The 26,697-nt window shown below is 69.8% G+C and carries 28 protein-coding genes; 16 read left to right on the top strand and 12 right to left on the bottom strand.

The features are described from left to right. Positions 1-7 precede the first annotated feature (7 nt). Positions 8-1,231: an ROK family transcriptional regulator gene (locus tag OHA11_RS19985; RefSeq protein WP_266498228.1), complete on the bottom strand. Its 1,224-nt coding sequence runs from the start codon at positions 1,229-1,231 to the stop codon at positions 8-10. 119 nt (positions 1,232-1,350) lie between these two features. After that, the gene (locus tag OHA11_RS19990) at positions 1,351-2,340 is read right to left on the bottom strand and encodes a helix-turn-helix transcriptional regulator (protein ID WP_266498230.1); all 990 of its coding nucleotides are present in this window, start codon (positions 2,338-2,340) and stop codon (positions 1,351-1,353) included. A gap of 142 nt (positions 2,341-2,482) precedes the next feature. On the opposite strand from OHA11_RS19990, the gene OHA11_RS19995 reads away from it, so the two are divergent. From OHA11_RS19995 to OHA11_RS20030, 8 genes are all read left to right on the top strand, one after another. Beyond that, a complete protein-coding gene (locus tag OHA11_RS19995; protein WP_266498231.1) occupies positions 2,483-2,926 on the top strand; it encodes a peptidase inhibitor family I36 protein in 444 nt (147 codons plus the stop codon). 243 nt (positions 2,927-3,169) lie between these two features. After that, on the top strand, positions 3,170-4,027 hold the full coding sequence (locus OHA11_RS20000) for a hypothetical protein (RefSeq protein WP_266498233.1): 858 nt from the start codon (positions 3,170-3,172) through the stop codon (positions 4,025-4,027). A gap of 142 nt (positions 4,028-4,169) precedes the next feature. Then, positions 4,170-5,102 (top strand): transporter substrate-binding domain-containing protein, encoded by a 933-nt coding sequence (locus OHA11_RS20005; RefSeq protein WP_266498235.1) that lies wholly within the window; start codon positions 4,170-4,172, stop codon positions 5,100-5,102. 43 nt (positions 5,103-5,145) lie between these two features. Continuing rightward, positions 5,146-5,937: a hypothetical protein gene (locus tag OHA11_RS20010; RefSeq protein WP_266498237.1), complete on the top strand. Its 792-nt coding sequence runs from the start codon at positions 5,146-5,148 to the stop codon at positions 5,935-5,937. Between the two features lie 162 nt (positions 5,938-6,099). Beyond that, a complete protein-coding gene (locus OHA11_RS20015; protein ID WP_266498239.1) occupies positions 6,100-6,432 on the top strand; it encodes a hypothetical protein in 333 nt (110 codons plus the stop codon). Positions 6,433-6,445: 13 nt separating this feature from the next. Further along, positions 6,446-11,170 carry a caspase family protein gene (locus OHA11_RS20020; RefSeq protein ID WP_266498241.1) on the top strand — a complete coding sequence of 1,575 codons (4,725 nt, stop codon included), beginning with the start codon at positions 6,446-6,448 and terminating at the stop codon, positions 11,168-11,170. 78 nt (positions 11,171-11,248) lie between these two features. Then, entirely contained in the window at positions 11,249-12,337 is a 1,089-nt protein-coding gene (locus tag OHA11_RS20025; RefSeq protein WP_266498243.1) for a GNAT family N-acetyltransferase, read from the top strand. Beyond that, on the top strand, positions 12,291-12,902 hold the full coding sequence (locus tag OHA11_RS20030; RefSeq protein ID WP_266498244.1) for a caspase family protein: 612 nt from the start codon (positions 12,291-12,293) through the stop codon (positions 12,900-12,902). Before OHA11_RS20025 ends, OHA11_RS20030 begins: the two co-directional genes overlap by 47 nt. On the opposite strand, the gene OHA11_RS20035 is transcribed toward OHA11_RS20030, so the two are convergent. Further along, positions 12,844-13,125, bottom strand: a complete 282-nt coding sequence (locus OHA11_RS20035) for a DUF4031 domain-containing protein (RefSeq protein WP_266498257.1) — start codon at positions 13,123-13,125, stop codon at positions 12,844-12,846. The two genes, OHA11_RS20030 and OHA11_RS20035, sit on opposite strands and share 59 nt — an antisense overlap. Then, positions 13,122-13,601, bottom strand: coding sequence for a hypothetical protein (locus OHA11_RS20040; protein ID WP_266498259.1), 480 nt, complete (start codon positions 13,599-13,601; stop codon positions 13,122-13,124). Before OHA11_RS20040 ends, OHA11_RS20035 begins: the two co-directional genes overlap by 4 nt. 178 nt (positions 13,602-13,779) lie before the next feature. Between OHA11_RS20040 and OHA11_RS20045 the strand changes: the two genes are divergently transcribed. From OHA11_RS20045 to OHA11_RS20060, 4 genes are all read left to right on the top strand, one after another. Beyond that, entirely contained in the window at positions 13,780-14,697 is a 918-nt protein-coding gene (locus OHA11_RS20045; protein WP_266498261.1) for a MurR/RpiR family transcriptional regulator, read from the top strand. A 252-nt stretch (positions 14,698-14,949) separates the two neighbouring features. After that, on the top strand, positions 14,950-15,933 hold the full coding sequence (gene murQ, locus OHA11_RS20050) for an N-acetylmuramic acid 6-phosphate etherase (protein ID WP_266498262.1): 984 nt from the start codon (positions 14,950-14,952) through the stop codon (positions 15,931-15,933). A 79-nt stretch (positions 15,934-16,012) separates the two neighbouring features. Continuing rightward, on the top strand, positions 16,013-16,504 hold the full coding sequence (locus tag OHA11_RS20055; RefSeq protein WP_266498265.1) for an HIT family protein: 492 nt from the start codon (positions 16,013-16,015) through the stop codon (positions 16,502-16,504). Between the two features lie 102 nt (positions 16,505-16,606). Continuing rightward, positions 16,607-17,194: a hypothetical protein gene (locus tag OHA11_RS20060; RefSeq protein WP_266498267.1), complete on the top strand. Its 588-nt coding sequence runs from the start codon at positions 16,607-16,609 to the stop codon at positions 17,192-17,194. Positions 17,195-17,246: 52 nt separating this feature from the next. On the opposite strand, the gene OHA11_RS20065 is transcribed toward OHA11_RS20060, so the two are convergent. The 8 genes from OHA11_RS20065 to OHA11_RS20100 all read right to left on the bottom strand — a co-directional run bounded on the left by OHA11_RS20065 (position 17,247) and on the right by OHA11_RS20100 (position 23,489). Beyond that, entirely contained in the window at positions 17,247-18,764 is a 1,518-nt protein-coding gene (locus tag OHA11_RS20065; RefSeq protein WP_266498269.1) for a subtype B tannase, read from the bottom strand. Between the two features lie 305 nt (positions 18,765-19,069). After that, positions 19,070-19,447: a hypothetical protein gene (locus OHA11_RS20070; protein ID WP_266498272.1), complete on the bottom strand. Its 378-nt coding sequence runs from the start codon at positions 19,445-19,447 to the stop codon at positions 19,070-19,072. 31 nt (positions 19,448-19,478) lie between these two features. After that, positions 19,479-20,003 carry a SigE family RNA polymerase sigma factor gene (locus OHA11_RS20075; RefSeq protein WP_266507313.1) on the bottom strand — a complete coding sequence of 175 codons (525 nt, stop codon included), beginning with the start codon at positions 20,001-20,003 and terminating at the stop codon, positions 19,479-19,481. A gap of 167 nt (positions 20,004-20,170) precedes the next feature. Next, a complete protein-coding gene (locus OHA11_RS20080) occupies positions 20,171-20,551 on the bottom strand; it encodes a hypothetical protein (protein ID WP_266498274.1) in 381 nt (126 codons plus the stop codon). 224 nt (positions 20,552-20,775) lie between these two features. Then, positions 20,776-21,429 carry a hypothetical protein gene (locus tag OHA11_RS20085; RefSeq protein ID WP_266498275.1) on the bottom strand — a complete coding sequence of 218 codons (654 nt, stop codon included), beginning with the start codon at positions 21,427-21,429 and terminating at the stop codon, positions 20,776-20,778. 13 nt (positions 21,430-21,442) lie between these two features. Beyond that, positions 21,443-22,912 carry an alpha/beta hydrolase gene (locus OHA11_RS20090; protein WP_266507316.1) on the bottom strand — a complete coding sequence of 490 codons (1,470 nt, stop codon included), beginning with the start codon at positions 22,910-22,912 and terminating at the stop codon, positions 21,443-21,445. A gap of 158 nt (positions 22,913-23,070) precedes the next feature. Then, entirely contained in the window at positions 23,071-23,271 is a 201-nt protein-coding gene (locus tag OHA11_RS20095; RefSeq protein WP_266507885.1) for a hypothetical protein, read from the bottom strand. Next, on the bottom strand, positions 23,268-23,489 hold the full coding sequence (locus tag OHA11_RS20100; RefSeq protein ID WP_266498278.1) for a hypothetical protein: 222 nt from the start codon (positions 23,487-23,489) through the stop codon (positions 23,268-23,270). The genes OHA11_RS20095 and OHA11_RS20100 overlap by 4 nt, the downstream gene beginning before the upstream one ends. Before the next feature lie 115 nt (positions 23,490-23,604). Here OHA11_RS20100 and OHA11_RS20105 point away from each other — a divergent pair, with 115 nt between their 5' ends. The 4 genes from OHA11_RS20105 (at position 23,605) to OHA11_RS20120 (ending at position 26,516) form a co-directional block, all read left to right on the top strand. Continuing rightward, the gene (locus tag OHA11_RS20105) at positions 23,605-24,447 is read left to right on the top strand and encodes a helix-turn-helix transcriptional regulator (protein ID WP_266498279.1); all 843 of its coding nucleotides are present in this window, start codon (positions 23,605-23,607) and stop codon (positions 24,445-24,447) included. Next, entirely contained in the window at positions 24,428-24,637 is a 210-nt protein-coding gene (locus OHA11_RS20110; RefSeq protein WP_266498282.1) for a DUF397 domain-containing protein, read from the top strand. The genes OHA11_RS20105 and OHA11_RS20110 overlap by 20 nt, the downstream gene beginning before the upstream one ends. A 284-nt stretch (positions 24,638-24,921) precedes the next feature. Then, positions 24,922-25,779: a hypothetical protein gene (locus OHA11_RS20115; RefSeq protein ID WP_266507319.1), complete on the top strand. Its 858-nt coding sequence runs from the start codon at positions 24,922-24,924 to the stop codon at positions 25,777-25,779. Positions 25,780-25,841: 62 nt separating this feature from the next. Next, positions 25,842-26,516, top strand: coding sequence for a Uma2 family endonuclease (locus tag OHA11_RS20120; protein WP_266498284.1), 675 nt, complete (start codon positions 25,842-25,844; stop codon positions 26,514-26,516). The last annotated feature ends 181 nt before the right edge of the window (positions 26,517-26,697 follow it).

The following is a 26,697-nucleotide window of genomic DNA, read 5'->3' on the forward strand; positions in this document are numbered from 1 at the left end:
CAGTCGGTCATGCGATGGCCGCGGAACGGCGTCCGAACACCTCCGGCCGGGCCGTCTCCAGAGCCGTCGCCACCGCTCCGAGAAGTACGGCCTCCTCGCCGAGACGGCTTCGGACGAGCCGCGGGTGTACCGGCGAGAACTTCTTGAGGGCCTGGTCGAGCGGGCCGAGCAGCAGGTCGGCGCTGAGTCCCACCCCGCCACCGACGACAACGGTGTCGGGGTCGAGGACGGCGGACACCACCGCCACCGCGTACGCCAGAAGCTCCGCCTCACGGAGCACCGCGGCCTCGGCTGCCGGTACCCCGGCGCGGGCCGCGTCGAACACCTCGCGGGCCGTCAACGGACCGGTCATCCCGTGGGCAAGGGCCGAGCGGACCACCGCGTCGGCCGAGACCGCGTCCTCCAACGTCGCACGGGGCGCATCATCGGCTCCTCCGGACAGCGTGGCGGGCAGAGGAAGCGGGAGGAAGCCGATTTCGCCGGCGGCGCCATGCGCACCCGGCAACAGTTCGCCGTCCTTGACCACGCCCACGCCGAGCCCGGTCCCGATCAGGAGGTAGGCCAGGACCTGGCTGCCTTCGCCGGCACCGAAGGAGTACTCCCCCAAGGCGGCGAGGTTGGCGTCGTTGCCGACGGTGATCGCGGTTTCGAGCCCCTCGGCGATCCGGTCGAGCAACCCGGGCCGGCTCCACCCCGGCAGCTTCGGCGCGTACCGCACACTGCGCCGCTGCTCGTCCCAGACTCCCGGCGTTCCGATCACCGTATGGACGATCTCCGAGGGGATCAGCCCGGCCTCGGCGACGGCCCCTCGGGCGGCCTCTACGACGGCATCGGCGACGGCGTTGGCGGTCCTGCCCCGATTGGGCACATCCCGACGGGCAACGACGCGCCCGGAAAGATCGGCCACCGCCACGCGCAGCCGGGCTCGTCCGATGTCGACCCCGAGCACATGGCCTGCGGACGGGTCCGCCTCGTACAGAACCGAGATCCGTCCGCGCTCAGGAATGAACTGGCCGGCCTCGCAGACCAGGCCGGCCTGTTCGAGCGCGGCCAGCGCGGCGGACACGGTCGGCTTGGAAAGCCCGGTCTCACGGGCCAGCTGGGCGCGGGAGAGCGGTCCGGCGGTACGGATCCGCTCCAGCAACAGCCATTCGTTGTTGCTGCGCAACCGTTGCCGGTTCCAGCCATGACCCACCCCTGGACCGGCTCCGGCCACAGACTGGTCACCCATCGCTTCCCCCAGTCCGCTCAGTCGGCTCCGACCACCTCGTCCGTTCGCCATCCTAAGCGGGCCTCCGGGGGTCGGCCCTGGGCCGGGGAAGTCACGCTGCCGCCGCCCGCTGCACGAGGTCAGCCGCCCCCCGGCCCCGTTCGCAGCAGGGCCGCTCCGAGGGGGGTCAGGGTGTGCAGGACCGTGTTGGCGTGGCGGTGGCTGGTGATCAGGCCGGCGTCGCGCAGTACGGCGGTGTGATGGCTTGCCGTCGTGGGGGTCACGCCGGCCCGGCGGGCGGCCTCGGTGGTGGTGGAGCCGGTCGCGCTGGCTCTCAGGATGGCGGCACGGGTGGAGCCGAGCAGCACGTTCAGCGGTGGGGAGTCGGCGTGCGGGGTCGTCGCCGTTGGCGGTAGGTGATGGAGGGGGTAGAGCAGGACGGGCGGGAGCCCGGGGTCGGCCAGGGCGATGGGCGCGTGCCAGCAGAAGTAGGAGGGGATCAGGAGCAGCCCCCGCCCGTCGAGGTGGACGTCGCGGTGGTCCGGATACGGGTCGATCTCCAGGACCGGTGGCCGCCAGTGGATCGTGGGGCCCAGTCCGGTGAGCATGCCCTCGGTCCCGGTGTGGAACAGCGTGTGGGCGTGCCGGGCCCGCTCGGCGTGCAGACGTTCCTGGATGCACTCCTCGTGCGGGGCGATCACGGCACGGTGGTAGGCGCGCAGGGCGCCCACGAGCTGTCCACGCATGTCCCGCTCGGTGAGCCGGCGTGCCCAGGCCGGAGCACCGACGGCCCGGGTGAGCACGTCGACCTCGCTCACGACCCGCTCGTACGGCGTCGCCAGAACGGCCTCCAGCCCGGCGTCCAGACCTTGGGTGCCCTCCGGCGGCGTCAGAAAGTCGGGGAAGTAGCTGGCACGCGGGAAGAGCGGCAACAGGAGGGTCTTCACCGTCCGTTCGAGCCCCGCCCGGCGCAAGGACGTACGCGCGGTACGGAACCAGGGCGCGTAGGCCCAGCGGCCTTCGCGGGTCTGGAGCCGGTGCAGACTGACCGCGATCTCCCAGAGGACATGCGGCTCGGTCGCCACTGTGACCTTGGTGAGGTCCTCGGGCGTGAAATGAAATCGGAGCATCCTGTTCTCCGTGGGCCCCCGTTGCCGACCTGCGAAGTGTCAGCGCACTCGCATGAGCATGACAGTGGCATGCATGGCCGGAAATATGAATTCCCGCCAGCTGTAGGCCCGTTGGCACCATTCACACCAGAAAGGGCACGGGATGTCCTCGTACGAGCAGGAGCACGACCGGAAGTCCAGCCGCACACCACGCCGAGGCCGCAGGGCCCTCGTCGCCGCGTCACTCACCTTCGCCACGGCCGCCCTGGGCCTGATCGCACCCAGTTCCGCGAGTGCCACGGCGCAGGCGTGGGAGTGCAGCAGCGGCAATGTATGCATCTACACCGGCGCCTACGGCACGGGCAGCAGGTGCTCGTGGAGCAACGCCGACCCGGACTGGTACAGCGGTTCCGTCCAGTGTTCGTGGTCCGACACGCAGAACGTCGGGTCGGCCTACAACCGTGGCACGTCGTCCGCGTACGGCTACGTCGTCCTCTACACCGGCGCCAACTACACCGGTTCCGGCTACTGCATCGCGCAGAACGGCGACTACTGGGCAAACCTCAACGTCAGGTTCCGCTCCCACCGCTGGGAGGCTTCCTGCTGAGCTGCCGATCCGCCGAACCGCCGACCTCCTGATCCGCGGATGACCGGATGACCGGATGACTGTCGGCGGGCCCCGGAGTGCCGGGGCCCGCCGATGCGCGCTGTTCGCCTCGGGGGCCGAACCCAGCCCGCTCCCCGATCGGCCCCGCTTCACCCCTCCTCCACTTCCACCCCCTCCCCCGCATCGTCAACAACCGCTTACCATCGGGAACTTGACGACTTCACTGGCATGTACACGAAATGCGTGAGCGGGACATATCGGGGGAACGGGATGGAGTCCGAGAGCGGAGGCGTCCGCAACGACCTGGGCGGAAAGGTGCGCGGCCCCGTCTTCCAGGGCGGCAGGTTCGAGAAGATCGTCATCGGCGGGAAGGTCCGGCGCGTCAACCTCGGCGCGCTGCTCCTCGTCGTCGAACTCATCATGCTCGTCGGGGCGCTCGCGTTGTGGCCGGACGGCCCGTGGACTCAGTACATCGGGTTCTACGTGTGCTGCGGCGCCGCGTTCTCCGCCGCCGTCGCGTTCGTGATCGTGAGCACGGGCTCGGGCACGGGCACGGGCACGGGCACAGGCATCGGTGCGAGTACGGGTGCGGGTGCGGGTGCGGGCTCGGAACGAAAGGCCGTGCCCTGGGTGATGAAGGGCTGGGTGCGCGCCCTGCGGGTCGCGGCGCTCCCCGCTCTGGCCGCCGTGTCCGTCCTGTCCTGCGTCGCCGGGCTGGTGGTCTTCCTCGATGTCGTCGACACCGGCGAGATCCCCGCCCAGATCAGCGTCAAGGGCGACCGGCTGCTGACCGGCTCGAACCCCGCGCTCCTCACCCTCGAAATGGCCGCTCCGGAGCATCCCCGCAAACGGCTCCGGCTCGCGCTGTCGATCGTGGACGACGACTCGGCCACCGGTACCTGCGTGCACAAGACCAAGGCCACGATCGAGCCGGTCACACAGAACGTCACACCGGAGCACAAGGTGGCGGCCGACAGCACCGTCGACTTCGACCTCGGCGGCAGACAGGACACGGTCCAGTTCCTCCTCACCGTGACCACGGACGCGAACTCGCGCTGCCGCATGCGCCTGGAGAAGGCGTTGGGGACGCTCCACGGCTGACATTCAACGACTCACAACTCAACGGCTCACAACTCAACGCTGACAACTCAACGGCCGACAACTCACCACTGTGGCAACGGAAAACCTCGGCAACTGACAGGCAACTGACAACTGGCAGAGAACGGGCAGGAGTACAGAGCGCGTGGGCAGAAGCGAATCGGGAAATCGAGTACGCGCCGGAGCACCGGGTCCGCGGCCGACCGCCACCGCGGCGATCGCGGCGGCCGTGCTGCTCGTGCTGGCGACGGGCTGTTCCTCGTCACCGTCGTCGATCACCGACGACGGAAGGGTCGAGGTCGGCGCGAAGAGCGACCAGCCCGGCACCAGCTTCTCGCCGCACGACGGCGAGTACAACGGCTTCGACATCACCGTGGTCCGGGAGCTGCTGAGAACCATGGGCATCGACGAACCGGACTTCGAGGGCGTGCTGTCCAAGAACCGCGACGTAGATCTCCGGAGCGGGGACCTGGAGCTGGTGGCAGCCACGTTCTCCATCACGGCGGACCGGATGAAACCCGAGGACGAGGGGGGCAAGGACCTCGACTTCGCGGGCCCGTACGCGTCCACCCACCAGGGCATCCTCGTACGGGCGGCGGACTACGGCCGCTACGGCAACCTCAGCGACCTCAAGGGCAAGCAGGTCTGCGTCTGGGAGAGCACGACGTCCGCCGACGAGCTGAAGAGCGAGGCGTACGACGGAATCAGCGTCCGCACGGAGACGGACGCCAACTACTGCGTCAAGGCGCTGCGGGAGGGGGAAGTGGACGCCGTCTCCACCGACCGGTTGATCCTCTTCGGGTTCATGGCGGCGGAGCCCGGCCTCAAGGTCGTACCGGGCATCAAGTTCGGCACGCCCAACGACTACGGCATCGCCATGGCCAAGGGCCATCGCAAGGACTGCGAGAAGCTCCGCGACGCCCTCAAGAAGTACGTGACCGGCAACGACTGGGCACGCGACTTCGCGCTCAACCTGCCCGAGGTCCCCAAGGCCGAACGGGACGAGGCCCAGCCGACCACCGCCGACATCGAGGCCCTTTCCTGCCGCGACAAACCGGCGAACGCGACCGCCGACTGACACCACCGTGCGAGGAGAAGGCACCACCGGGAGAATGACGCCCATGCCCGACCCCGACGCCTTCGATGCCCCCGGCGCGCGCGGCGCTCTCCCCGCCCCTGACGCACGCGGCGCCCTCCCCGACCCCGACGCGCTCGACGCCCTGCGCGCCCGCTGGGTCCGCGCCCTGGAAGGGGCCCGGACCGGCTCCCGGCGGGACTCCCGGACAGACTCCCGGCCGGACCCCGTCCCCTACGCCGACAACCTCCTCGCCCGCTGGTCGGAGCCGCAGCGCCGCTACCACACGCTCGCCCACCTGACGGCGGTCCTGGACCACATCGACGTACTGGAGACCTACGAGAGAACCGAGACAACCGAGAGAACCGAGGGGGCCGAGAAATACACGGCCGACGCGGATCTCGTCCGGCTGGCCGCGTGGTTCCACGACGCGGTCTATCTCCCCGACCGTTCCGAGAACGAGGAGCGGTCGGCCCGGCTCGCCGAGCGTGCGCTCCCCGAGGCCGGCGTCTCCGAGGCCGCCACGGCGGAAGTCGCCCGCCTGGTCCGCCTCACCGTCACCCACGCCCCGGCCGACGACGACCGCAACGGCCAGGTCCTCTGCGACGCCGACCTCGCCATCCTGGCGGCGCCCCCGGCCGCGTACGCCGCCTACACGGCCGCCGTCCGCGAGGAGTACGCCTTCGTCCCGCCGGAGGCCTTCCGGGAGGGCCGCGCGGCAATCCTGCGCCAACTGCTGGAGCTGCCCCGCCTCTTCCATACGCCGTACGGAGCAAGGGAATGGGAGACCACGGCCCGCTGGAACATCCGTGGCGAGCTGGACCTCCTCGGCAGCTGATCGTCAGCTGGTTCGGCAGCTGATTCGCGGGCTGATTCGGCAGCTGAACCCGGTTCGGCCGGCCACCTCGTCCCCGACCCGCCCGTACCCCCTCAAACGGCTCCTCAACTGTCCTTCCGCACCCTAAGGTTGGGCCAGCCGCACCCGGGGGAAGGACCAGAAATGGACGACACGAACGAGCTCTCCGACCAGACCCTGCCGTTCTGGGTCACCGTCTCGGAGGACGGCGACGACGACGCGATGGGAATGTTCGGGCGGAGCAGCGAACCGGCCCTGCGCGCCGTTCCCCTCGGCCCGCTGCGCAAGAACCTCGCCGAGACCGTCGACGCGCTGCAGCAGCTGTTCGCCGACGCCGAGGCCCGGGGCGGCACGCTCCCCCTCGCCGAGGCCCAGCTGTCCTTCCAGGTGACCGCGAGCGGCGGCGTCCAGCTCATCGGCACCGGTCAGATGCAGGGCACGCGAGGACTGACGCTCGTCTTCAAGCGCCCCTCCTGAGGCCGGTGCCCGATTGTCCCGTCACAGGGCCCTGCTCATCGGGGTCGCCCAGTACGAAGCTCCCGGCATCAGCGCGCTTCCGTTCGTGCCGCAGGACCTGGAGCGGATGGCCGCCGCCCTCACAGCGCGCGGTTTCCACCAGGTGCGCCTCGCGCGCGCCCCGTGGTTCACCCCGAACGTGATCAACGGCGAGGTGGCCGGTTTCCTCGCCGGCGCCGAACCCGGTGACCGGCTGCTCATCGTGCTCAGCGGGCACGGCGTGCACTCGGCGGGCAAGGACTATCTCGTCCCCGAGGACATCCGCCCGGAACTCGCCGCGTTCACCGACGGCTGCGTGAAGATCGACTGGCAGGACGAACTGGAGAGCAGCCCGGCCGCCCAGATCGTCTTCCTGATCGACGCCTGCCGCGAGGGCATCCAGCGCGACACCATGGGCGACGCGATGGGCACCGCCGCGTGGACGAACCGCAAGGTGGCCGCCACCCTGCGGCGCAAGGTCGCGTACGTCTACGCGTGCTCGAAGGCGCAGGTGGCCCGCTTCGTGCGGGAGAAGGACACCGTGCGGGACGGCCACGACGTGGGCACCGAGCCCGGCGAGTCCTTCAGCCTCTTCTCCCGGACCGTCACGGAGCTGCTCGGCGGCCCGGCCCAGGTGAGCAGTCTGCGGGAGTTCAGGCCCGTGGCCCAGCAACGTATCGACGCGCTGCACACCGCGTACGGCAAACCGGGTGCCGCCCAGACGATCCGCGTCCTCACCGAGGACGACCACGCCGATTTCGTCCTGTTCCCGCTGCTGGAGCAGGACGAGGTCGCCCGGGGCACGGAACGGACCTGGACCGAGGCGGTGGCCGGACACCTGGCCTGGAAACTCACCGGGGAAACGGACGTCGAGGCCCTCAAGGACGTCTGCGGCCGGCTCGCCGGACGGTTCGCCCGCGCCTGCGCCGAGGCCGAGACCGTACTCGCCCAAGATCCCTGGTACGACCGGGAGTTGGCGGAACGCACCACGGAACGGGTCGGTTTCCTGCTGCTGCGGCTCGCCGAGGGAACCCGGCTCTCACCGACCGAGGCGGCCCTGCTGACCGTCCTGCCCTTCGCGGCCCAGGCCCACTGGGCACGGCACGCGGCCCGCCGGAAGCTGCCCGAGGACGAACTGAGCACGTTTCTGCAGGCCTTTCCGCGCCTGCGCCGGCGATTGCGCACCTTGGGCGAGTCCGAGGCCGAGCCGAATTCCGGGGCCGGGGCCAAGTCCGAGTCCGATCCTCCGTCCCAGGCCCCCTCCCAGCCCTCGTCCCAACTCCCCTCCCAACCCCCGTCACTGTCCGGGACAGCCGTGCGGGACATCCGCTGGTGGGGTGTGCACCGGTGGCTCGTCCAGCACCCGGAGGCCTTTACGTCCGACCTCGTCGCCTGTGACGCCGCCGACGTCCCGGCCGGAGCGGGCTGGATTCGTACGGAGCTCTCGACCGCCCGGCTGCTCCGGTACGTCAAGGAGCAGCGCATCGCGCCCGCCGCAGCACCCGGCACCACCCGCAGCACGGCCCTCGGGGAGGAACGCCAGGTCGCACCCAGCACCCCGCACGAACACACGGTCCGTGAACGGCTGGTCTCCGCCCTCCTCAAGGCGGCCCACGCCTTCGCGATCGACCCCGCCGACCTCCCCGAGGTCCTGGTCGAGCACCTCGGCATCTCGGACAGCGTCTCCCTCGACGCGCTGCACGCCACGCTCCGCCAGTCGCACTGGCTGGCCTCCGGCACGGGACGTTCGCTGAGCGCGCTGTGCGAGCACCCCGCCGTGGAACTGGCCCTCAAACGGCACGCCGAGACGGTCGACACCCTGCTGCGCGACATCAACAAGGAGTCGGCGAAGAAGGGCAGTTCCCTCACCCCGCTGAACTCGCTGCCCGCCTACGCCGACGGCCAGCAGGTGAAGGCCAGCGGCGCCACCCCGGCCAAGCTCTCCACCGGCATCCGGTTCCGCCTCGCCGACGACCGCGTCCAGGAACTCCTGATGGGCGAACAGCTCTACGGCGACCGGGCGTTGGCCATCCGCGAGCTGTACCAGAACGCACTGGACGCGCTGCGCTACCGCACGGCTCGTACGGAGTACCTGCGGCGTACGGGAGTACACGCCCCGCCGTGGCAGGGAAAGGTCCTCTTCACTGAGGGGACGGACGAACACGGCCGCCCCTATCTGGAGTGCGCGGACAACGGCGTCGGCATGGGCGTCACGGAACTGAGCCGCGCCTTCTCCCGGGGCGGGTCCCGCTTCGTCGACCTGCCCGAGTACCTGGAGGAGGGCGCGCTGTGGGCGGCCCTCGACCCGCCGGTGGAGATGCACCCGGTGAGCCGCTTCGGGCTCGGGGTGCTCAGCTACTTCATGATCGCGGACGAACTGTCCGTACTGACCTGCCGGTTGGACCGGACGGGTCGACCGGGGCACCTGCTCAAGGTGACGATCGCGGGGCCTGGAAACCTGTTCCGGGTGGAGGACCTGGGGCCCGGGAAGGAAGCCGGGACCGCCGTGCGGCTCATCGGGGCGCCCGGGCGGAACATCCCGTCCAGCGGGGAAGAGCTGGGGAAGTGCCTTTGGGTGTCACCGTACGAAGTGCGGGCCGGTAAAGGGGAGAAGGCCCGACTGTGGGAGCCCGGGAAATTGGTGACCGATCCAAATGCCCCACGCCGCGGACAGGTATACCGGGCCCCCGAGATCGACTCCCGCGACCCTTTCGGTCTGTCTTCCGATGCCAGCCCCTACACGTGGTACGCGGAGGGCAACGAACAACTATTTGGCAGCTACCGGTCCTTCCCGAGCCAAGAGCGGCCCTCGACCGCAGCGCCTTCCGGACAGTACGGCCTGTGGTGGACGGACGGCAGGGGCTCGGTGCTCGTGGACGGAATCGCCATCGACACGGGGCTGTTCGGGAGGGTCGCCAATCTGCACGGAGCGGGCCAGGCGACCCTGTCCGTCGACCGCAAGAAGATCCAGTGGCATGACGAACTGCTGGTGCGCGAGCGGTCCCTCACGGGTATCGACGACCTTCTGGAGACACCCGGCATTCCCTCCCCGTCCTGGCTGCTCTCCCTGCACAAGGACGATCCCGTACTCGCCGAGGCGATCGCGGTCCGCGCGGCGGACAAGGGTGTCTCCTGGAAGACGTACGACTGGACGCTCGACATCGGCCGAACCGGGTTCTTCCCACCTGACCTGCTGCTCCTCCCGGCCGTCACCGGCACCTATCCCTGGCCCGTCTCCCACCACGATGCCGTAGCCGCCCTGCTGGTCCTCTGCATGCCGGAACCAGTGCTCCGCTGGCGGCTGCGCGCCCTGCACACGGACCTGCCACAGGAATTCGTACCGGCCGCCCGACCGTCCGACCTGGACCTGCTCTGCGCGATCGGAGGTCCCACGAACCAGGAGTGGGCCCGGTTCGTTGCCGAGATCAGCGAGAGCTTCGCCCGGGTCCGAGGGGGGCATCAGACACCCTCTCTCCTCGTCAGGTCGTCGTTGTCCAACGAGCGCGACCTGAACGACGCGAGTCTGCTGAGGAAGCTCTTTCCCTGGCGACCGGCCCAGTCCCCCGTGTCACCGGAGGAAGCGGCCACCGCCACGTACGGTACGCAGTTCACCGCCGGTCAAATCGCCCGGCGACTGGTGGAGTTGGGCTACGACGTGGCTCCGCTCGGCGCACTCTCCGCCTTGACCGCCGACGACTTGCCGCTGCTGTTGATCCGGAATGTGGGGGACCGGGTGGAGCGCCGCTCGTGGAACTCCTTCGACGCCGGGCAGGCACGAGTTCGCGAACTGGCGCCCGAGGATCTTCTCCCCGCCTATTCGTGTGTGCATCTCGCTTATCTGTACGTCCAGCGGGATCCCGCTAAGGCGGCCCGGCGGCTCGCTGAGCTCGGCTACACGCTTCCCGACCGGTTCTCCGACCGCCTCGTCAGTCCCTCCAGTCTGGACATCGAGGACCGCCGGACCATCCGGGCATTGCTCGGTCATCCCGACGCCGTGGCTGCCTCGTCGACGCAGGCGGCGACCGTTACCCGTGGGCAGCTCCTGTACGTGAGCGCACAAGGGGGAAAGGAACCGCAGACCGTCGCGACGCGCCTGGCCGAGCTTGGCTTCACCGTGCCCGAGGCCGACAGCCTCGTGGTGCTGACCGAGCTGCACTCCTGGGTGGCCTCCCAGTGGCCAGTCGGCCGGCGTCGCACGGTGAGCGCCGCCGACGTGACGCGCAACCGATACCGTTCGCCGGGCGCGAGCGACAACGAGATCCGCTCGGTGCTCGCCGACTTCGGCTACGTGGTCGACGACGCCGCCAAAGATTCGCCGTCGCGCGAAATCCCCCGGTACGTCCGAGGAGGGGCGTTGAGCCGTCAGCACCTGCGGGCCGTCGCCAACCCGACGTACCTGAGAGTCGCGGCCGCGATCGCCAACGGCTCGGCCGAAGAGCTCAAAAGCAGGCTCCTGACCGAACTCGGACCCGAGGACATCGACATTCCAAGTCGGCTCCCGGATGACCCCGCCCACGACCAAACCCTGATCCGCTGCTTCGAGAAACCCGAGACCCTGACCCGCCTCCGCCGCCCCAACGGCAAGGGCCAACACATCCACCTCGCCGAGATCGCCTCCGCGGCGATCATGGTGCGGCGGCCCTTCTGGGAGGTGGCCGCGATGGCGACAAGAATCGGCTTCCGCCACGACGCCGAGGACTGGTTCGGCAGCCCGACCTGACCTCAGCAACCCGGCCCGCCGCCCAACCAGCCAATTAATCACTCTCGTTCAGCGAACAGATCACCTATCCTCACCGCCATGCGGGACATGGGCGGGGACCAGATAGAAGAAGCCGTCGCAGGCGCGGTGGCAACGCTCCGGCAGGCGGCCGACCGGGACTGGAGCGTCAAGGCGGGCCGCCTCGACTGGAGTTGCCGCGAGACCGGGGAGCACCTCGCGGCTGCCCTCATCGGGTACGCGGGCCAGCTCGCGGGCCTCCCCGCCGACCGCTACGTACCCTTCGACATCACCTTCGAGGAGTGCGAGAGCGCCGAGGACATCCTCCAGGTCGTCGAGGCGACCGGCGCCCTGCTCACCGCCGCCATCCGCGCCGCCCCGCGCGAGGCCCGGGCCTTCCACCCGTACCCCTTCCGCAGCGCGAACCGTGAGGGCTTCGCCGCGATGGGCGTCACCGAGGTGCTGGTGCACACGTACGACATCGCCGAGGGTCTCGGCCTGGCGTACGAGCCCCCGGGCGCGCTCTGCGAGGACGTACTGACGCGGATCTTCCCGCAGGTCCGGCCCGACCCGGGCTCGGCCCCCTGGCGGATCCTCCTGTGGGCCACAGGCCGCGGCGATCTGCCCGGCCGCGCGCCCCTCACCGGCTGGCGCTGGAGCAACAACCTCGTCGTCCCCGCCGACCGCCTCACCCTCCAGGGCGTCACCCCCGCTGCCGCCGCCGACCTGCGCGCGGGCGGCACCGGCGGCTTCGAGTGGATCGAGGGCGGCCCCTTCGAGGGCACGCGGGACGCCGCCGGGATGCTGACGAAGGCGTACGAGGCCGGGGTGCACCGACCGGAGTGGGGCGTCTTCGTCCTCGTACGCCGTGCGGACGGCCGGGCGGTCGGCGGCATGGGCTTCCACGGTGCCCCGGACGAGGACGGCCGCGTCGAGGTCGGCTACGACCTGGTCGAGTCGGCCCGCGGCCACGGCTACGCCACCGAAGCCCTGCGCGCTCTGGCCGCCTGGGCCCTCTCCCGCGACGGCGTCACGTCCCTGTTCGCCACGGTGGACCGCGCCAACTCCCCTTCCCAGGACGTCCTGACCCGCGCGGGCTTCACCCAAGTAACCACGGAACACATTGAGGGCCCGGACTCGGAACAGTACGCATACGAGCTACGCCCCTGATCCCGAGTACGACGATCCGCGCATCCAGGATCTGCCCTTCGTCCGCGACGATCTCCAGCGCGTCCGGGACATCCTGCTCAACCGCGGTTTCCAGTCCGCCGAGATCGTCGAGAGCAAACGCGGGATCACCCCGAACACCGTGAACGGCCGGATCCGCGGCTTCCTGCGCGGGGCCGGGCCGGGAGACACCCTGTTCGTGCTGCTCAGCGGGCATGGGCAGCACTTCGAGGGCAAGGACTATCTGATCCCGGAGGACGCCACCTTCGACGTCCAGGTGTTCGCCGACAGCTGCATCGAGATCGGCTGGGAGCAGGAGCTGGAGGACTCCCCCGCAGGCCATGTCGTCTTCCTGGTCGACGCCTGCCGTGAAGGGATCGACCGGGACAGCATGGCGGCGCCGCCCGGCGTACAGCCCTGGTCCCGGCGCAAGGTCGCCAACGCGCTGCGCCGCGAGGTCGCCTCGACGGCGACGGCGATGGGCATCCGCCACGAACTGGAGACCTGGTTCACCCAGCCCCACCCTGAACCCGCCGATGCTTCGGCCGCCGCAGCCCCGCCTGCGTGAGCCGCCGCACCAGCTCCTTCGACCCGATCTGCACCGCTCCGGCCGCCACCGCGTCCTCGTACCGGTGCGAGGGAATGTCGTAGTGATCGCGTTCGAAGGCCCGGGCCGGGGCGCCCAACCGGCGGGCGAAGTCGTGGAGTTCGTCGTACGAGACATCGCTGACGAGGTGGGACCACAGGCGGCCGTGCCCCGGCCAGTCCGGGGGATCGATGTAGACCGTCACGGGGATACCGTCCCCCCGCCGTTCCCGTCCTCGTTCCCGCCCCCGGTGCCTCTCCCGTTCCCGGTGCCGTTCCCGGTGCCGTTCCCGGTGCCTCCGCCCGTCGCGCCGAGCGCGCCCACCGCCGAGACCTTCACCCCCGCCTGGTGGCACACCCAGTGCGGGTCGGGCCCCAACTCCGGTTCCACTTCCAGGGCATGGGGATCACCGGCACCGCAGACGGGGCACAACGGCCACCGCCCGTACCGCTCCAGCAGCGCGTCCTGTACGTCCTGGGCGACGAGCCCCGCCACGTAGTCGACGCCCTCCGGCCACTGTTCCACCCACCACCGCCGCTGCACCACCGACTCCTCGACGAGCGAGACGACGTCCGGCTCGGCGACCTCCCCCGCGGCGAGATCGGCGAGCACGAGCGCCCGCGCCGCGTGCAGCGCCTGCTCCAAGGGGCTGATGGGATGAGGAGAGGGCGGAGAATCCATACGTCCATTGTGCGTCACCCGAACGTGGCGGGGCCGGGCCCCGTAAGGGGCGCGGGGCAGCGAGCTGTGCGGCTGCGCCGCAGGGGGCGTGACCGGCTCGCACCGGCCCGCGGACACGACCGGGCCGCACACCACCTCGCCCTTGACCCCTCCCCCGCGGCGAAAATATCTTTCATATGTGACCCACGAAGTGAAGGAAATTTTCGCGGGCGAAACCCCGCCGGCGCCGGCGGCCCTGGCCGCCAAGGTCCGCACCCTCGCCCCGTCGATGACCCGTTCCATGCAGCGCGTCGCCGAGGCCGTGGCCGGCGACCCCGCGGGCTGCGCGGCCCTCACGGTCACCGGCCTCGCGGAACTGACCGGCACCAGCGAGGCCACGGTCGTCCGTACGGCCCGTCTCCTCGGCTACCCCGGCTACCGCGACCTGCGTCTGGCCCTCGCCGGACTCGCCGCCCAGCAGCAGTCGGGCCGCGCGCCCGCCATGACGGCCGACATCGCGGTCGACGACCCGCTCGCTGACGTCGTCGCCAAGCTCGCGTACGACGAACAGCAGACGCTCGCCGACACGGCGGCCGGACTGGACATGGTCCAGCTCGGTGCGGCGGTCGGCGCCCTCGCGGCAGCCCGCCGTATCGACGTGTACGGCGTCGGGGCGTCCGGGCTCGTCGCCCAGGACCTCGTGCAGAAGCTGCTGCGGATCGGGCTCATGGCCCATGCGCACAGCGACCCCCACCTCGCGGTGACCAACGCCGTGCAGTTGCGGGCCAAGGACGTGGCGATCTCGATCACGCACTCCGGGTCGACGGGGGATGTCATCGAGCCGTTGCGGGTCGCGTTCGAGCACGGGGCCACGACGGTCGCGATCACCGGGCGTCCGGACGGTCCCGTCACTCAGTACGCGGATCACATCCTCACGACGTCCACGGCTCGGGAGAGCGAGCTGCGGCCCGCGGCGATGTCCTCGCGGACGAGTCAACTGCTGGTGGTGGACTGCCTGTTCATCGGGGTCGCGCAGAGGACGTATGAGACTGCGGCGCCCGCGTTGTCGGCTTCGTACGAGGCGTTGGCGCATCGCCATCGGAGCGCTACGCGATAGCCGCAGTCCGGGCCGGTGGGTAGCTGCGGGTGCGTGGGGGCTGGTCGCTCCCCCACTCTCTGCTTCTCCCCCACTCTCGGCTTCGCTCGAGCGGGGGGACCCCCATGAGCGGGGGGACCCCCATCGCGGCGGAGCCGCACATGTCACAGCCCCGCGCCCCTAAAAGACAAAGACCAGGCGCCCCCGGCACTCTGAAGCCCGCGAACGAAACTTCTGCACCAGAACACCCAGCACCAGAAAGAGCCGTCGCACATGACCTCCAGCGCCGATGCCACCGACGCCCCCTCGCACTCGAATCACTCCTCTCACCCCTCCGACCACCGCGATGTGCGGGCCGAGTTGGAGAGTCTGACCACCGAGGCCTTCCGGCCCGAGTTGTCCGAGATCGACCAGTTGCCCACGCTGGACATCGCGAAGCTGATGAACGGGGAGGACGCGACCGTGCCGGGCGCGATCGCCCCGCAGTTGCCGGGCATCGCGGCGGCGATCGACGCCATCGCGGAGCGGATGGGCCGGGGCGGGCGGCTCGTCTACGCCGGGGCGGGGACCGCCGGCCGGCTCGGCGTGCTGGACGCGTCCGAGTGTCCGCCCACCTTCAACACCGACCCCGCCGAGGTCGTCGGGCTGGTCGCGGGCGGTCCGGCCGCGATGACGACGTCGATCGAGGGCGCGGAGGACTCGGCGGAACTGGCCGTGGAGGACCTGTCCGCCCTGAACCTCACGGCGGACGACGTGGTCGTCGGCGTCTCCGCCTCCGGCCGCACCCCGTACGCGATCGGCGCGGTGGAGCACGCCCGCTCGCTCGGCGCCCTCACGGTCGGGCTGTCCTGCAACGCGGACAGCGCCCTGGCCGCGGCGGCCGACCACGGCATCGAGGTCGTCGTGGGCCCGGAACTGCTCACGGGCTCCACCCGCCTGAAGGCCGGCACGGCCCAGAAACTCGTCCTCAACATGTTCTCGACGATCACGATGATCCGCCTGGGCAAGACGTACGGGAACCTGATGGTCGACGTACGCGCCTCGAACGAGAAGCTCCGCGCCCGTTCCCGCCGGATCGTCGCACTCGCCACCGGCGCCTCCGACGAGGAGATCGAGACGGCCCTCGCGGAGACCGACGGCGAGGTCAAGAACGCCATTCTCACCATCCTGGGCAACGTGGACGGCCCGACCGCGGCCCGCCTCCTGGAGGAAAGCAACGGCCACCTGCGAGCGGCACTGGCGGCGGCGCCCGACTGACCAGCGCGCTCCCTTGCCGTCGGAGCCCCCTCCCTTGCCGTCAGAGCCCGCTTCCCTTCCGTCAGAAGGAGCAACGCCCGTGACCGAGAAGCCGGGAACCGGCCGTACGACCTGTATGGCCTGCCGACTCGCCTCCGGCGCCGAACACCTCCCGGGCGGGACGATCCACCGCACCGACCTGTGGGTCGTCGAGCACTGCGTCGGCCCCCTCGGCCTCGGCACGCTCATCGTCAAGCCGCTCCGCCACGTCCTCCACGTGGCCGACCTGACGCCGCCCGAATCCGCCGAACTCGGCCCGCTCCTGCGCCGCGTCACCGCCGCCGTCACGGCGGTGACCCGTCCCGAACAGGTCTACGTCTGCCTCTGGTCCCACGCCGGCGCCGTCCCGGGCCACATCCACTTCGTGGTGCAGCCCGTCCTGAAGAGCGACATCGACCGGTACGGGGTCCACGGGCCCGCCCTGCAGATGGCCATGTTCGACGCGGGCGTCGTACCGGACGAGGCAGCGGTGGCGGAGGTATGCGAGCGGATGCGGGCGGAACTGGACTGTCAGTGGGGCGTGGGAGTCTAGGTACGCCGGACAGGAAGCAGATCAGGAAGCAGATCAGGTAACCGAACCGGAAGCCGAACCGGAAGCCGAACGGGAAGCCGAACAGGAAGGGGTACGAGGACCGTGAACCACGCGCAATTGACCTCTCTGGGCCGCGCCTTGCGCGTGCTCGGGGAGCACGGGGACGCGTTGTCCTCCGAGATGCCCGACGCGAAGCTGCACGAGGTCAAGGCCGATCTGAAGCGCGCCCTTGACCTGCTGGAGGAGACCGTCACGACGGCGGCGCCCACCACGCGCTGCCCCGAGCACCCCACAGGGCCGGTCGACAAGGACGCCCCCGACCTGTGTCTGCTCTGCGAGACCCGTCGCCGCCTCGCCCGCCGTTCGAAGGTCAACGACTCGTTCCCGCAGGGCCGTCCGACCGCCCCGGACGAGATCGTGGAGCGTACGAAGTCCCGTTACGGCGTACGGGGCGACCGGCCCCAGCCCCAGCAGCGCTGGCTCCCCGAGCTGTGGACCGGCCAGACCTGGCAGCTGTGCGGCACGCCCCGCCGCGACAAGCAGGAAGCGGAGCTGTATCTCGCCGCGCAGCGCCGGGGGCCCCGGCCGAGCATGGCCTACCGACTCGTGCACGAGTTCACGGACTACGAGGTGCTACGGATCTGGGGCACCCCGGTGAAGGTCGACATCGAGCCGATGGGAAACCTCTAGAACCTCTGGAACCTCTAACCCGACGCCTCGGCCCTAGCCTGACACCTCGGCCCTAGCCCGACACCTCCGCCATCCACTTGATGAAGTCGCCCGGGTCCTCGTCGGCGCCATGACCGGCGTCCCAGTAGTACGCGGTGTCGACGTCGTCGCCCAGGCTCGTCAGGCGGGCGGAGAGGTTGCCCGCGACCGAGAGCGACGTGTCGGTGTCCTTGGTGCCGAGGCGGATCCACCAGTGCTTCGACCGGTTCCCGTTCACGTCCTCGACGAGGTGGTACATCGGGTTCATCAGGTCGAGCTTCGCGGGGATGTCGGCGTCGAGACGCGCGCTGCTGCCGTTCTCGTGCCGCAGGCTGTAGAGCGTGAAGTGGCGTGCCTTCGTGGTCCCCGTCCCGAACAGGTTGTTCTCGCCGGTGGCCAGGTCGAAGCCGTCGAACGACGGCGCGTTCTTCTTCCGGGCGCCCACGTGGGTGAGGAAGTCGGCCCAGGAGAAGGTCGCTTTGCCGCCGGACCAGGTGATGAACGTGTTCGCGGCCAGGTAGGTCGCACGGTCCGCGTCCGACAGCGCGGCGAGGTACCGGGTGGCCGACGGCTCCAGGTGGGTCTTCACCAGGTACTCGTCGAGGTTGCGCGCGGTGAGCCTGCCGAAGCCGTTCGCGCGCAGCCCGAGGGAGGCCAGGTAGTCGCCGTACGAGGCCTTCAGTTCCTTGGAGATCGTCTGGTCGACCTGCGCGCCACTGGCGAGCGGGTTGCCGCCCCAGCACCACTCGTACGCCATGTCGGAGTGTTCGAGATCGGTGATCGGGCACCAGGCGCCGACGGCGAAGATCGCGTCGCTCGCGTCGGCCGCGCCGATCGCCTTCAGGTACGGGGCGTACAGCGGGCTGTCGCCCGACGCGCCGAGCAGTGAGGACAGGGCCCCGCCGGCGCTGACGCCGGAGGAGACGATCCGCCGCACGTTGCCCGGGATGCGGCCCTTGTTGAACTTCACGTACCGGACGGCGGCCTTCAGGTCCACGATGGCGGCGGGGGCGGTGCCGTAGTACGTCCCCGCGGAGTCGACGAGGGTACGGCCGCGGGCGCCCGGCTCCACGACGACGTACCCGGCGGCGAGCGCCAGCGCCTGGCGGCTGGTCCCGCCGCCCATCCCGGAGCCGGAGATCCCGGTGTTGTTCGCCACGGACGACGGCATGTAACCGCCGATGGCGTTGGCGAGGAGGATGGGCGCGTCGGTGGCGTCGACGACCTTGCCGTCGATCTTCACCGGGACGCTGACGTTCAGGGACTGGTACGTCGCGTCGACCGGCTTCGCCACGTACGAGGCGCCCTTGTAGAAGCGGTAGACGACCTCGTGGGAGACGCCGTCGGTGTCCTTGATGGTGATGGCCGGCTCGGTGTAGGCGTCGGGGTCGAAGACCAGGGAGGAGCCCGAGGCCGCCGAAGAAGCCCCGCTCCCAGCCTGCCCAGCCTGCCCAGCCTGCGTGGCCTGCGCGGCCCGCGCACCGGAGGCGAACCCGACCGTCGGCACCGCCGCGGCCGCCGTGAGTCCCATGACCACTGCTCTGCGCTTCACGCCCGTCTCCTGTCTTCACGGCTCAAACGGTCAACAACCGTTTGCCAACGCCAGTTGGGCGTCGACACACCTCAGTGCACCAGCCGTTCCTTGGGACTTCCTGTGCCCCACCAGTGACGGCACCAGGAACCGGCCACGGGCCCCGACACGGCTTCCTGCCTGGTCCGCCGCCATACCGAGCGAATCGCCCACAAAATTGTCAGCAGTTTTGGCGCATTCTCGTACGGAGATCACGTCGCGCCAATGGGGAGCAGGCGCCGTGCCTGCTCCCCTCCTTGGTCAAGGAGTGTGCTTCTCGCCCTTGGTCAAGGAGTCTGCTTCTCGGCAGGAACCCAATCCTCGTCAGGAAACAGCTCGCCAGGATCCAGCTCGAGGTCGACCGTGTCCGTGTACTCGGGGGTGGGCGGCGCCGTCGGGACGTTCGTGGGATGGACCGGCGTCTCCCGTTCCCAGCGCGCCGCCACGAACAGGAGACCGGCCACCACTGCGGCCAGGACGAACAGCCCGACGGCGCGGCAGGCAGGAAAGGTACCGGGCAGCCGGAACCGGGCCTGCCAGGACGGCGGGGCAGCGGGCCGCAGATCGGACCGGCCGACCGCCTCGGTCCGGGCCCGCAAGGCATCACGCAACCGCTGTTCCAGAGGATCCGGGCACAGCCCGGAGCCGGGGTCCTGGTCAATCATCGCGGCGCCTCCGGGATCACACATGGCTTCATCAGGAAGCCTCCAACTGCCGCCGCAGGGCCGCCAGCGCCCGGCTCGCGGTCGACTTGACCGCCCCACGGGACAGCCCCAACGTATCGGCGATCTGCGCCTCACTCAGGTGGGACCAGTACCGCAGCACCAGCACCTCACGCTGCCGCCGCGTCAGACAGTGCAACGCGGCGATCACTTCTCCGTGCTCCTCGTTGAGCAGCACCGGCTCCTCCGCCGACGGCGCATGCCCCTCACGCTCGGGGACATGCGCCCGCACCGTACGGCGCCGACGCAGCACCGAGCGCGAGGTGTTGACCACACTCGTCCGCAGGTACGCGTCCGGATTGTCCAGCCCGGACAGCCGCTCCCCATAACGGCGGTACAGCGCAGCGAACACGTCCTGCACCACGTCCTCCGCCGTCGGAAGGTCATCCACCAACAGCAGCGCCAACCGCACCAGTTGCAGACGCCGGTGGGCGTACAACTCGTCAATCCCGGGCCGCTCATCACCGGCACCGGCGAAGACATCCGGTGGGCCCGGCACCGACGGGCCCACCGGAATGTCCTCTCTCCTGTACGACACCCCACGCACCAGATGCCGCACCAGGCCCCACACCCGGTGCGGCTCATCCACCCAGGCACCCGCAGGGGGACGTACAGATCTGGCCCCGCCCTCAGCCACCCCCCAGACCGGGGCCAGACCGCTCAACGTCAGCGCTTGGAGGGAGCGATCTCGGCATCCCTGACGGAGCCGGGCTTCGCGACGTCGTCGCTGTCACCCGGCACCGCCTCAACCGGGTCCCCGACCGGCTCCGGCTCCGCGCACTGGTCATCACCGGGGACCGCGTCGACGGGGCCCTCGTCGACGAACTCGTAGTCCTTGTAGGAGTCGGGCTTCGGGAGGTCCTCGCCCTTATCCCGCACCGCCTCGACCACGTCGTCAGACGGCTCCGACTCCCAGCAGTCATCGGTGAACTTCACGTTCTTGACCGACTCCTTCAGGGCGGGCCCGGAGTCGCTGGCCTGAGCGGTGATAGCGCCACCGAGGCCGAGCATGGCGGCGGCAGCGGTAACTCCCACAGCGATACGCACTCGACGCGAACGGAGGCCGCCCCGTCCAGTCTGACCTGCAAACATGTGGTTCCTCGAATCGTCGATGGTGACTGTGTCGGTCGGGCCACCGCCACAGGTGGTTTCCCGTGGCGAAGGCCTTGGCTTGGAGGCGCCTCCACCCGGACAGACGTTCCGACCGCACCGAGGTTGCAGGTCCGGAGAGACTTTTCTGGCCCGCATCCCGCACCGGCCAAACGTGCAGCTCAGCCCGCCCCACCGTCGAGCAGCCAGTTGTAGCGCAGCCGCAGCGCCCGCTCCGTGCTGGCCGCCACAGTGGCGAGCCCGAGCACGACGTTGCCCCACGCCGGTAGATCAATGGGCGAGGCGAAGGTCCCGACATACTGGGCGACGCCCTCCGGCGCCCGGGTGACCTGTTCGGCGAGCTGAAGGATCAGGAGAACCAGGCCGATGACGAGCACGATCACCGAGAGGAAACCGATCCAGCGGCTCAGCGCGGGGTGCCCGCGGTCGAGGCGCGCGCGGCGCCCCTCGGCGGAGGCGGCGTCCGGGACGAGCGGGAACTCGACGCCCTCGGCGGTGACATAGTGGCAGCGCTTGAGCCCGAAGCTACTCGCCCTTACTTCGACGGTGCCGCCCTGGACGGGGAAGACGGCAGGGACTCTGGACTCGGCGTGATGCCTGCCATCGAGGTACAGGTGAGCCTTGACGTGGCCCTCCGACTGGTTCTGATGCCTGACGTCGACGGCGTAGACCATCTGTCGGCCGTCGTCGTTCATCAGCCGAAGATGGAACAGTGCGCGGGAAAGCGACTGCCACCAGCGGAAACGCTTCAACGGTCGCCCGTCCCCAGGCTTGACCCGCTGCGCGGCCCGGCGATGCCGCCACTCCTTGAACATGTCTCCGCTCCCGTTACTCGCTCGGCTCCGCCGCGCAGGCGAGATCCCGCGACGGGCGCTGCCCGGTGGTCAGGAACGCCGTCACCGTGTCGTTCGCGCACGTGTTGCGGCCGAACGGATAGACGCCGTGCCCGCCCTGATCGGCCGTCACCATCGTGGCCCGCTTCCCGAACGCCCGCCGCAGCTCCTGGGCGCCAGCCAGCGGCGTCGCCGGGTCGCGCTCGTTCTGCGCCATGAGTACGTTCGACGGTCCCCGGTCACCGATGCGCACCGGCGGCTCGACCCGCTCGTCCGGCCAGAACGCGCACGGTCCTATGCCGGCCGTGGACGCGCCCAGCATCGGGTACTTCAGCCGGTCGACCGCGACATTGCGCTGATACTCCCGGACCGTCCCCGGCCAGCGCGTATCACCGCATACGACAGAGAAACGGGCGGACATGAAGTTGTCCATGTCTCCCGTCGGCGGGTCGATCGGCAGCGGCCGGCCCGTGTCGAGCGCCTGCCAGGTCTCGGCCAGCCGAGGCAAGAGGGAGTCGTCGTAGAGGTCCCCGAACGTGAGCCCGCGGAACAGCGTCCCGTCGATACCGTGGACCGGCTTCGCCTCCAACCGCTCCGCCAGGTCGAAGAACTTCGCGGTCACCTGCTCCGGCGTGGCGCCAAGACCGTACTCGGGGTGCGCGGCCGCGTACGCCGCGAAGTCCGGGAACCGGTCCTCCATTCCCCGGCCGAACAACCGCATGGCCGTGGCGTCGTAGCCGCCGGGGCCCAGGTTGCTGTCGAGCACGATCCGGTCGCCGCGCTCCGGGAACATCGTCGTGTACACCGCGCCGAGGTAGGAGCCGTAGGAGGCACCGAGGTACGAGAGCTTCGGCTCGCCCAGCGCCACCCGGATCCGGTCCATGTCGCGCGCGGTGTTCGCGGTGGTGGTGTGCGGCAGCATCCACGCCGTCCGCGAGTCGGCGCACTGCCCGGCGACGGTCCGCGCCTTCCCCGCCTCCCGCGCGACATCGGCCGCGGTGTGCGCGTACGTCGGGAAGTTGCCGCGTGCCTGCTGCTCCGGCGTCAGATCGCAGGTCACCGGCGTACTGCGGGCGACGCCACGCGGATCGAAGCCGATCACGTCGTAGGAGTCCAACACCTCTTTCGGCAGCCCCGATTCGGCGAGCACGGCCGGCCAGCCGAGTGCCGTGATTCCCGGGCCGCCCGGATTGGTCAGCAGCACGCCACGCCGCCGCGACGGTTCCTCACTCACCAGCCGGGAGATCGCGATCTCGATCTGCCGCCCGTCCGGATCCCGGTAGTCCAGCGGGACTTCGAGCGTCGAGCACTCAAGACGAGGTGCGGCGACCTTCTCCGGGCACGGCCCCCACCGCACGGTGTCCGGCACCGCCGCCGCCGACACCCCCGAATTCACGGTCACGGCCACCACGGCGGTGACGGTGAGGGCGAGAGCGAGGGACAGGGCTCTACGCGTCCGACGCATCCGCTGCGTCAGACGCATCAGACTTTCAGGGTCGATGACGGGTTGGGTGACGGGTGTTGAGGTCATGTATCCACCTCAGCCGCCCTCGCACGCCATTCGCAGGGCGCGGTGTCACCACTTCACCGTGACATTCGTCAGGCCAGAACCCTGACGCGGCGTCATGGCAACCGCCCGTCCTGGTTGATCTGCCGCACCCGAGCCCGCAGCACCTCCCCCACCGTGGCCTCGCCCACCGCCTCCGGCGGACAGTCCCACTCCCGCCCACCACCCACGGGCCGCAACTGTACGTAACCGCCGACGCGCCCCATGACCTGCCCGACCCGCCCGTCGCGTACGTCGACCGCGTACTCCCCGCTCACGCGTCCCCGCCCGCCCCGCGCAGCGCGTCGGCCAGCCGAACCGCCGTACGTACGTTGCACCGCCCCAACTCCACCAGTGCGTACGGTTCGCCGGTCGCCGCCGTGACCTGGTCAACGCCCAGCGAGGGCAGCGCGACGCCCGCCTCCTCCAGGGCCGCCCGAAGGCACTCCACCGCCTCCTCAGTCGACCGCACCCGCTCACCAGACGTCGTCTCCATCGCGCCCTGCCTCCACTCTGAGTGTTCCCGTTCACCACACAGCGTGGCCAACAGCGCTCTAACCTGGCCAGAGACGGCGCCCCAACAACCCCTCCTGTGTAACAGGGAGTTGCGCATGCCAGGACCGAAGAAACTCGACCCGTCCTCCTCACCTCGCGCCCTGATCGGCGCCGAGTTGCGTCTCGCCCGCGAGAGGAAGGGCCTCAGCCAGACCGAACTGGGCGAGCTGTTGTTCGTCAGCGGCTCGTTCATCGGCCAGTTGGAGGCCGGGACACGACGCCTCCACCTCGAATACGCCGTCCAGTTAGACGAGATCCTCGGCACGAACGACTTCTTCGAGCGGAATTGCAAGGCTCTCGCCAAGTCCAAGTACCCCAACCACTTCGCGGAGGCGGCGGAGGCCGAGGCAGTTGCTACGGCGATCAGGCACTACCTCCCGCTACTGATCCCCGGCCTGTTGCAGACCCCGGCGTACGCGGCAGCGCTGTTCCGCTCCTACCGGCCGATGGTCTCGGACGCCGAGATCGAAGAGCTGGTGGCGACCCGAATGGAACGTGCCCACCTCCTCAGCGATCCAACAACCCCGCTGTTTTGGGTGATCCTCGACGAGGCCGCGCTCCGGCGACCGGTCGGCGGAGCGGCAGTGATGGCAGAGGCCCTACGCCATGTGGCAGACCTGGCGCGTCGCCACCGGATCATCATGCAGGTACTGCCGTTTGCCGCCGGAGTACATGCCGGAATGGGCGGCCCCTTGAAACTGATGGAGTTCGCAGACGCCCCGCCGCTCTGTTTCGTCGAGGGGCTGGACATGGGCAAACTGCTGGACGACCCCGCCACGGTCGCCCGGCACGCCCTCACGTTCAATCTCCTCCAGGCGGCAGCACTTCTACCTCAGGGTTCACTGGCCCTGATGGAGTCAGTGGCGCAGGATTACGAGCATGAAGTCCAGCACCCGTGAGTACGACCTGCCCTCCAGCACCTGGTTCAAGTCCAGCTACAGCGCCGGTGACGGCGGCGACTGCCTGGAAGTCGCCGACGGCCACGCCACCTTCATCCCGGTCCGCGACTCCAAGACCCCCCTCGGCCCGAAGCTCAAGTTCCGGGCCGAGGCGTGGTCAGCGTTCGTCGAAAACCTCAAGCAGAACTAACCGGCAGCCGCCCCGAAGCTCAAGCGCCGAGCTCCGAGCCCTGCTTCTGAGGATTGGGTGGTGGGTTTCAACCCACCCACCCTCCCTGTGAGTTGACTCGACGCAACCGGTTTGCCACAGACAGTCACATGGGCTTAGCGTGCCCAAATAGCAAACAGCCCCCGCTCGGTGCATGAGAGGCACCTGCGGGGGCTTGACCAACAAGATCGAATGAGAGTCGATCCGTGGCTGACGCCAAGCCTAGTCCTGCCTTCCTGCCCGCGCACGCGACCCCGCCGCACCCGATGGCCAATCCGGGTTACGGAAAACGCGACGCCCCGGACCAACTCCCTCGCACGGCCCACGACTTCGCCCACCTCCCACCCCGCGAAGCCGCAGTCGCCGCATACATCGACCGGCTCCCCGGCGGCGCCGACATCTCCGTAAAGACGCTGGCCAAGACGCTCCCGTACGGCCAGTGCGCCCTCCGCACGGCCCTCAACAACCTCCAGCGGGCAGGCCACTTGCGCCGGGGCCGCGAACACCTGGCCGACTCGGGCAGCGCCCGCTGGATCACCCGAACGTGGTTCTCGCGAACGGCACGGGACGACGACTGGTGGGCGGCGTTCACGAGGGGCGACGTACCGAAGGAGTCACCGGAACCGGAAACTCCTGTCAGGCAGGGCGGCCCGACCCGCTCCCGCGCGTACATCCTGCTCGCGGCGCTCGGCCGTACGGCCCCGGCGCTCTCCCTGTCCGCCAGGGCGTGCGAGGACCTCGCCCCGCTCGTCACGGAGTGGTTCGCGAGGGGCGCGAGCGACGAACACGTACTCCAGTCCCTGACGGCAGGCCTCCCGACCCCGGTCCACAGCCCGACGGCCCTCGTCCGCCGCCGCCTGACCACCAAGCTCCCACCGGAACCGGAACCGGAATCGGAACCGGTACAAGAGCCCGCCCCACGCCCACCCCTCCGCGTACTGGAGTGCGCGAAGTGCGGCACACCGGGCCGCCCGGAGGCCCTGCCGGGCGGCATCTGCGGGCTGTGCCGGGGCGAGGCCGGGCCCGCCCGGCACTCCACCCCGCTGACATCCACCGCAGTCCACGCCCACGCCGCCGCAGCCCGCGCGGCGATGGTCGACCGACGAGAAAGGCCACGCGTATGACCGCTCCAACAGTCCGAAGGCACCAAGCCGGGGCACCATGGTGGGAAGGAGGCGACACCACCATGACCTTTGGCACCAGGCGCCCGCAGATGTCCATGGAGGACTTCGAAGAGCTGGCCAGTAAGGCTCCGGAAAACGTGCGGCTCGAATTCCTCGATGGACGGCTGTACGTCAAGGGCGACCACATCGAGGTCGAGGACTTCGAAGAGCTCGCCCGCAGGGCCCCAGAGGGCGTCAAGCTCGAACTCATCGACGGGAAGCTAGAGGTCAAGCCGTTGCCGGACAATCGTCACAGGGCCATCGTGATGTGGCTCATCCGGCTGTTCCTGCAACTGCGCCCTGAGCTGGCCCTGTACCCCGAACAGGACCTCAAGATCGGTACCTATCGCAAAGGGAACGCCACTGCGGACGCCGCGTTGGCGCCACTGGATCACTTCATCGCCCAGGAAGACGACTGGGCCGACCCGAAGGGCATCCTCATGGTCGTCGAAGTCACCTCCCACGACCGCGACACCAACCGGCGCGACCGCATCGACAAGGTCCGCGGCTACGCGGAAGCAGGCATCCCCATCTACCTCCTCATCGACCGGGACAACGACACCCTCGTCGTTTACAACGATGTGAGGAACGGGACGTACCAGCAGAGCCCCTCGTACCCGTACGGAGCCGTCGTCGAGCTTCCCGCCCCCGTCGGCATCACCCTGGAAACCGAGAAGCTCATGGACTACGCGGACTGACAGCCGACGCATCAGCGGAAGAGCAGCCAAGTGAACCAACCGCGCACACCCGCCGGTGAGTACGGCAAGCCCGCCGCCGCACCCATCCCAACAAGCGAACCGGAAGAGCCGCAGCGGTTGCGGGACGACGCGGACATCGCCGAAGCGCGGGCCCGTGAGGCGGCTCCGGCCGGGGCAGCCA

This window comes from Streptomyces sp. NBC_00878 (genome assembly GCF_026341515.1).
Lineage (GTDB): Bacteria > Actinomycetota > Actinomycetes > Streptomycetales > Streptomycetaceae > Streptomyces.

What these genes read in the sequence shown, in the direction of transcription:
- OHA11_RS20100 (WP_266498278.1), bottom strand. Translation starts at nt 23,489, where the DNA reads ATGGAGACGACGTCTGGTGAGCGGGTGCGGTCGACTGAGGAGGCGGTG.
- OHA11_RS20105 (WP_266498279.1), top strand. Translation starts at nt 23,605, where the DNA reads ATGCCAGGACCGAAGAAACTCGACCCGTCCTCCTCACCTCGCGCCCTG.
- OHA11_RS20115 (WP_266507319.1), top strand. Translation starts at nt 24,922, where the DNA reads ATGGCCAATCCGGGTTACGGAAAACGCGACGCCCCGGACCAACTCCCT.
- murQ (WP_266498262.1), top strand. Translation starts at nt 14,950, where the DNA reads ATGACCTCCAGCGCCGATGCCACCGACGCCCCCTCGCACTCGAATCAC.
- OHA11_RS19985 (WP_266498228.1), bottom strand. Translation starts at nt 1,231, where the DNA reads ATGGGTGACCAGTCTGTGGCCGGAGCCGGTCCAGGGGTGGGTCATGGC.
- OHA11_RS19990 (WP_266498230.1), bottom strand. Translation starts at nt 2,340, where the DNA reads ATGCTCCGATTTCATTTCACGCCCGAGGACCTCACCAAGGTCACAGTG.
- OHA11_RS20010 (WP_266498237.1), top strand. Translation starts at nt 5,146, where the DNA reads ATGCCCGACCCCGACGCCTTCGATGCCCCCGGCGCGCGCGGCGCTCTC.
- OHA11_RS20090 (WP_266507316.1), bottom strand. Translation starts at nt 22,912, where the DNA reads ATGCGTCGGACGCGTAGAGCCCTGTCCCTCGCTCTCGCCCTCACCGTC.
- OHA11_RS20025 (WP_266498243.1), top strand. Translation starts at nt 11,249, where the DNA reads ATGCGGGACATGGGCGGGGACCAGATAGAAGAAGCCGTCGCAGGCGCG.
- OHA11_RS19995 (WP_266498231.1), top strand. Translation starts at nt 2,483, where the DNA reads ATGTCCTCGTACGAGCAGGAGCACGACCGGAAGTCCAGCCGCACACCA.
- OHA11_RS20070 (WP_266498272.1), bottom strand. Translation starts at nt 19,447, where the DNA reads ATGATTGACCAGGACCCCGGCTCCGGGCTGTGCCCGGATCCTCTGGAA.
- OHA11_RS20110 (WP_266498282.1), top strand. Translation starts at nt 24,428, where the DNA reads ATGAAGTCCAGCACCCGTGAGTACGACCTGCCCTCCAGCACCTGGTTC.
- OHA11_RS20040 (WP_266498259.1), bottom strand. Translation starts at nt 13,601, where the DNA reads ATGGATTCTCCGCCCTCTCCTCATCCCATCAGCCCCTTGGAGCAGGCG.
- OHA11_RS20015 (WP_266498239.1), top strand. Translation starts at nt 6,100, where the DNA reads ATGGACGACACGAACGAGCTCTCCGACCAGACCCTGCCGTTCTGGGTC.
- OHA11_RS20120 (WP_266498284.1), top strand. Translation starts at nt 25,842, where the DNA reads ATGACCTTTGGCACCAGGCGCCCGCAGATGTCCATGGAGGACTTCGAA.
- OHA11_RS20085 (WP_266498275.1), bottom strand. Translation starts at nt 21,429, where the DNA reads ATGTTCAAGGAGTGGCGGCATCGCCGGGCCGCGCAGCGGGTCAAGCCT.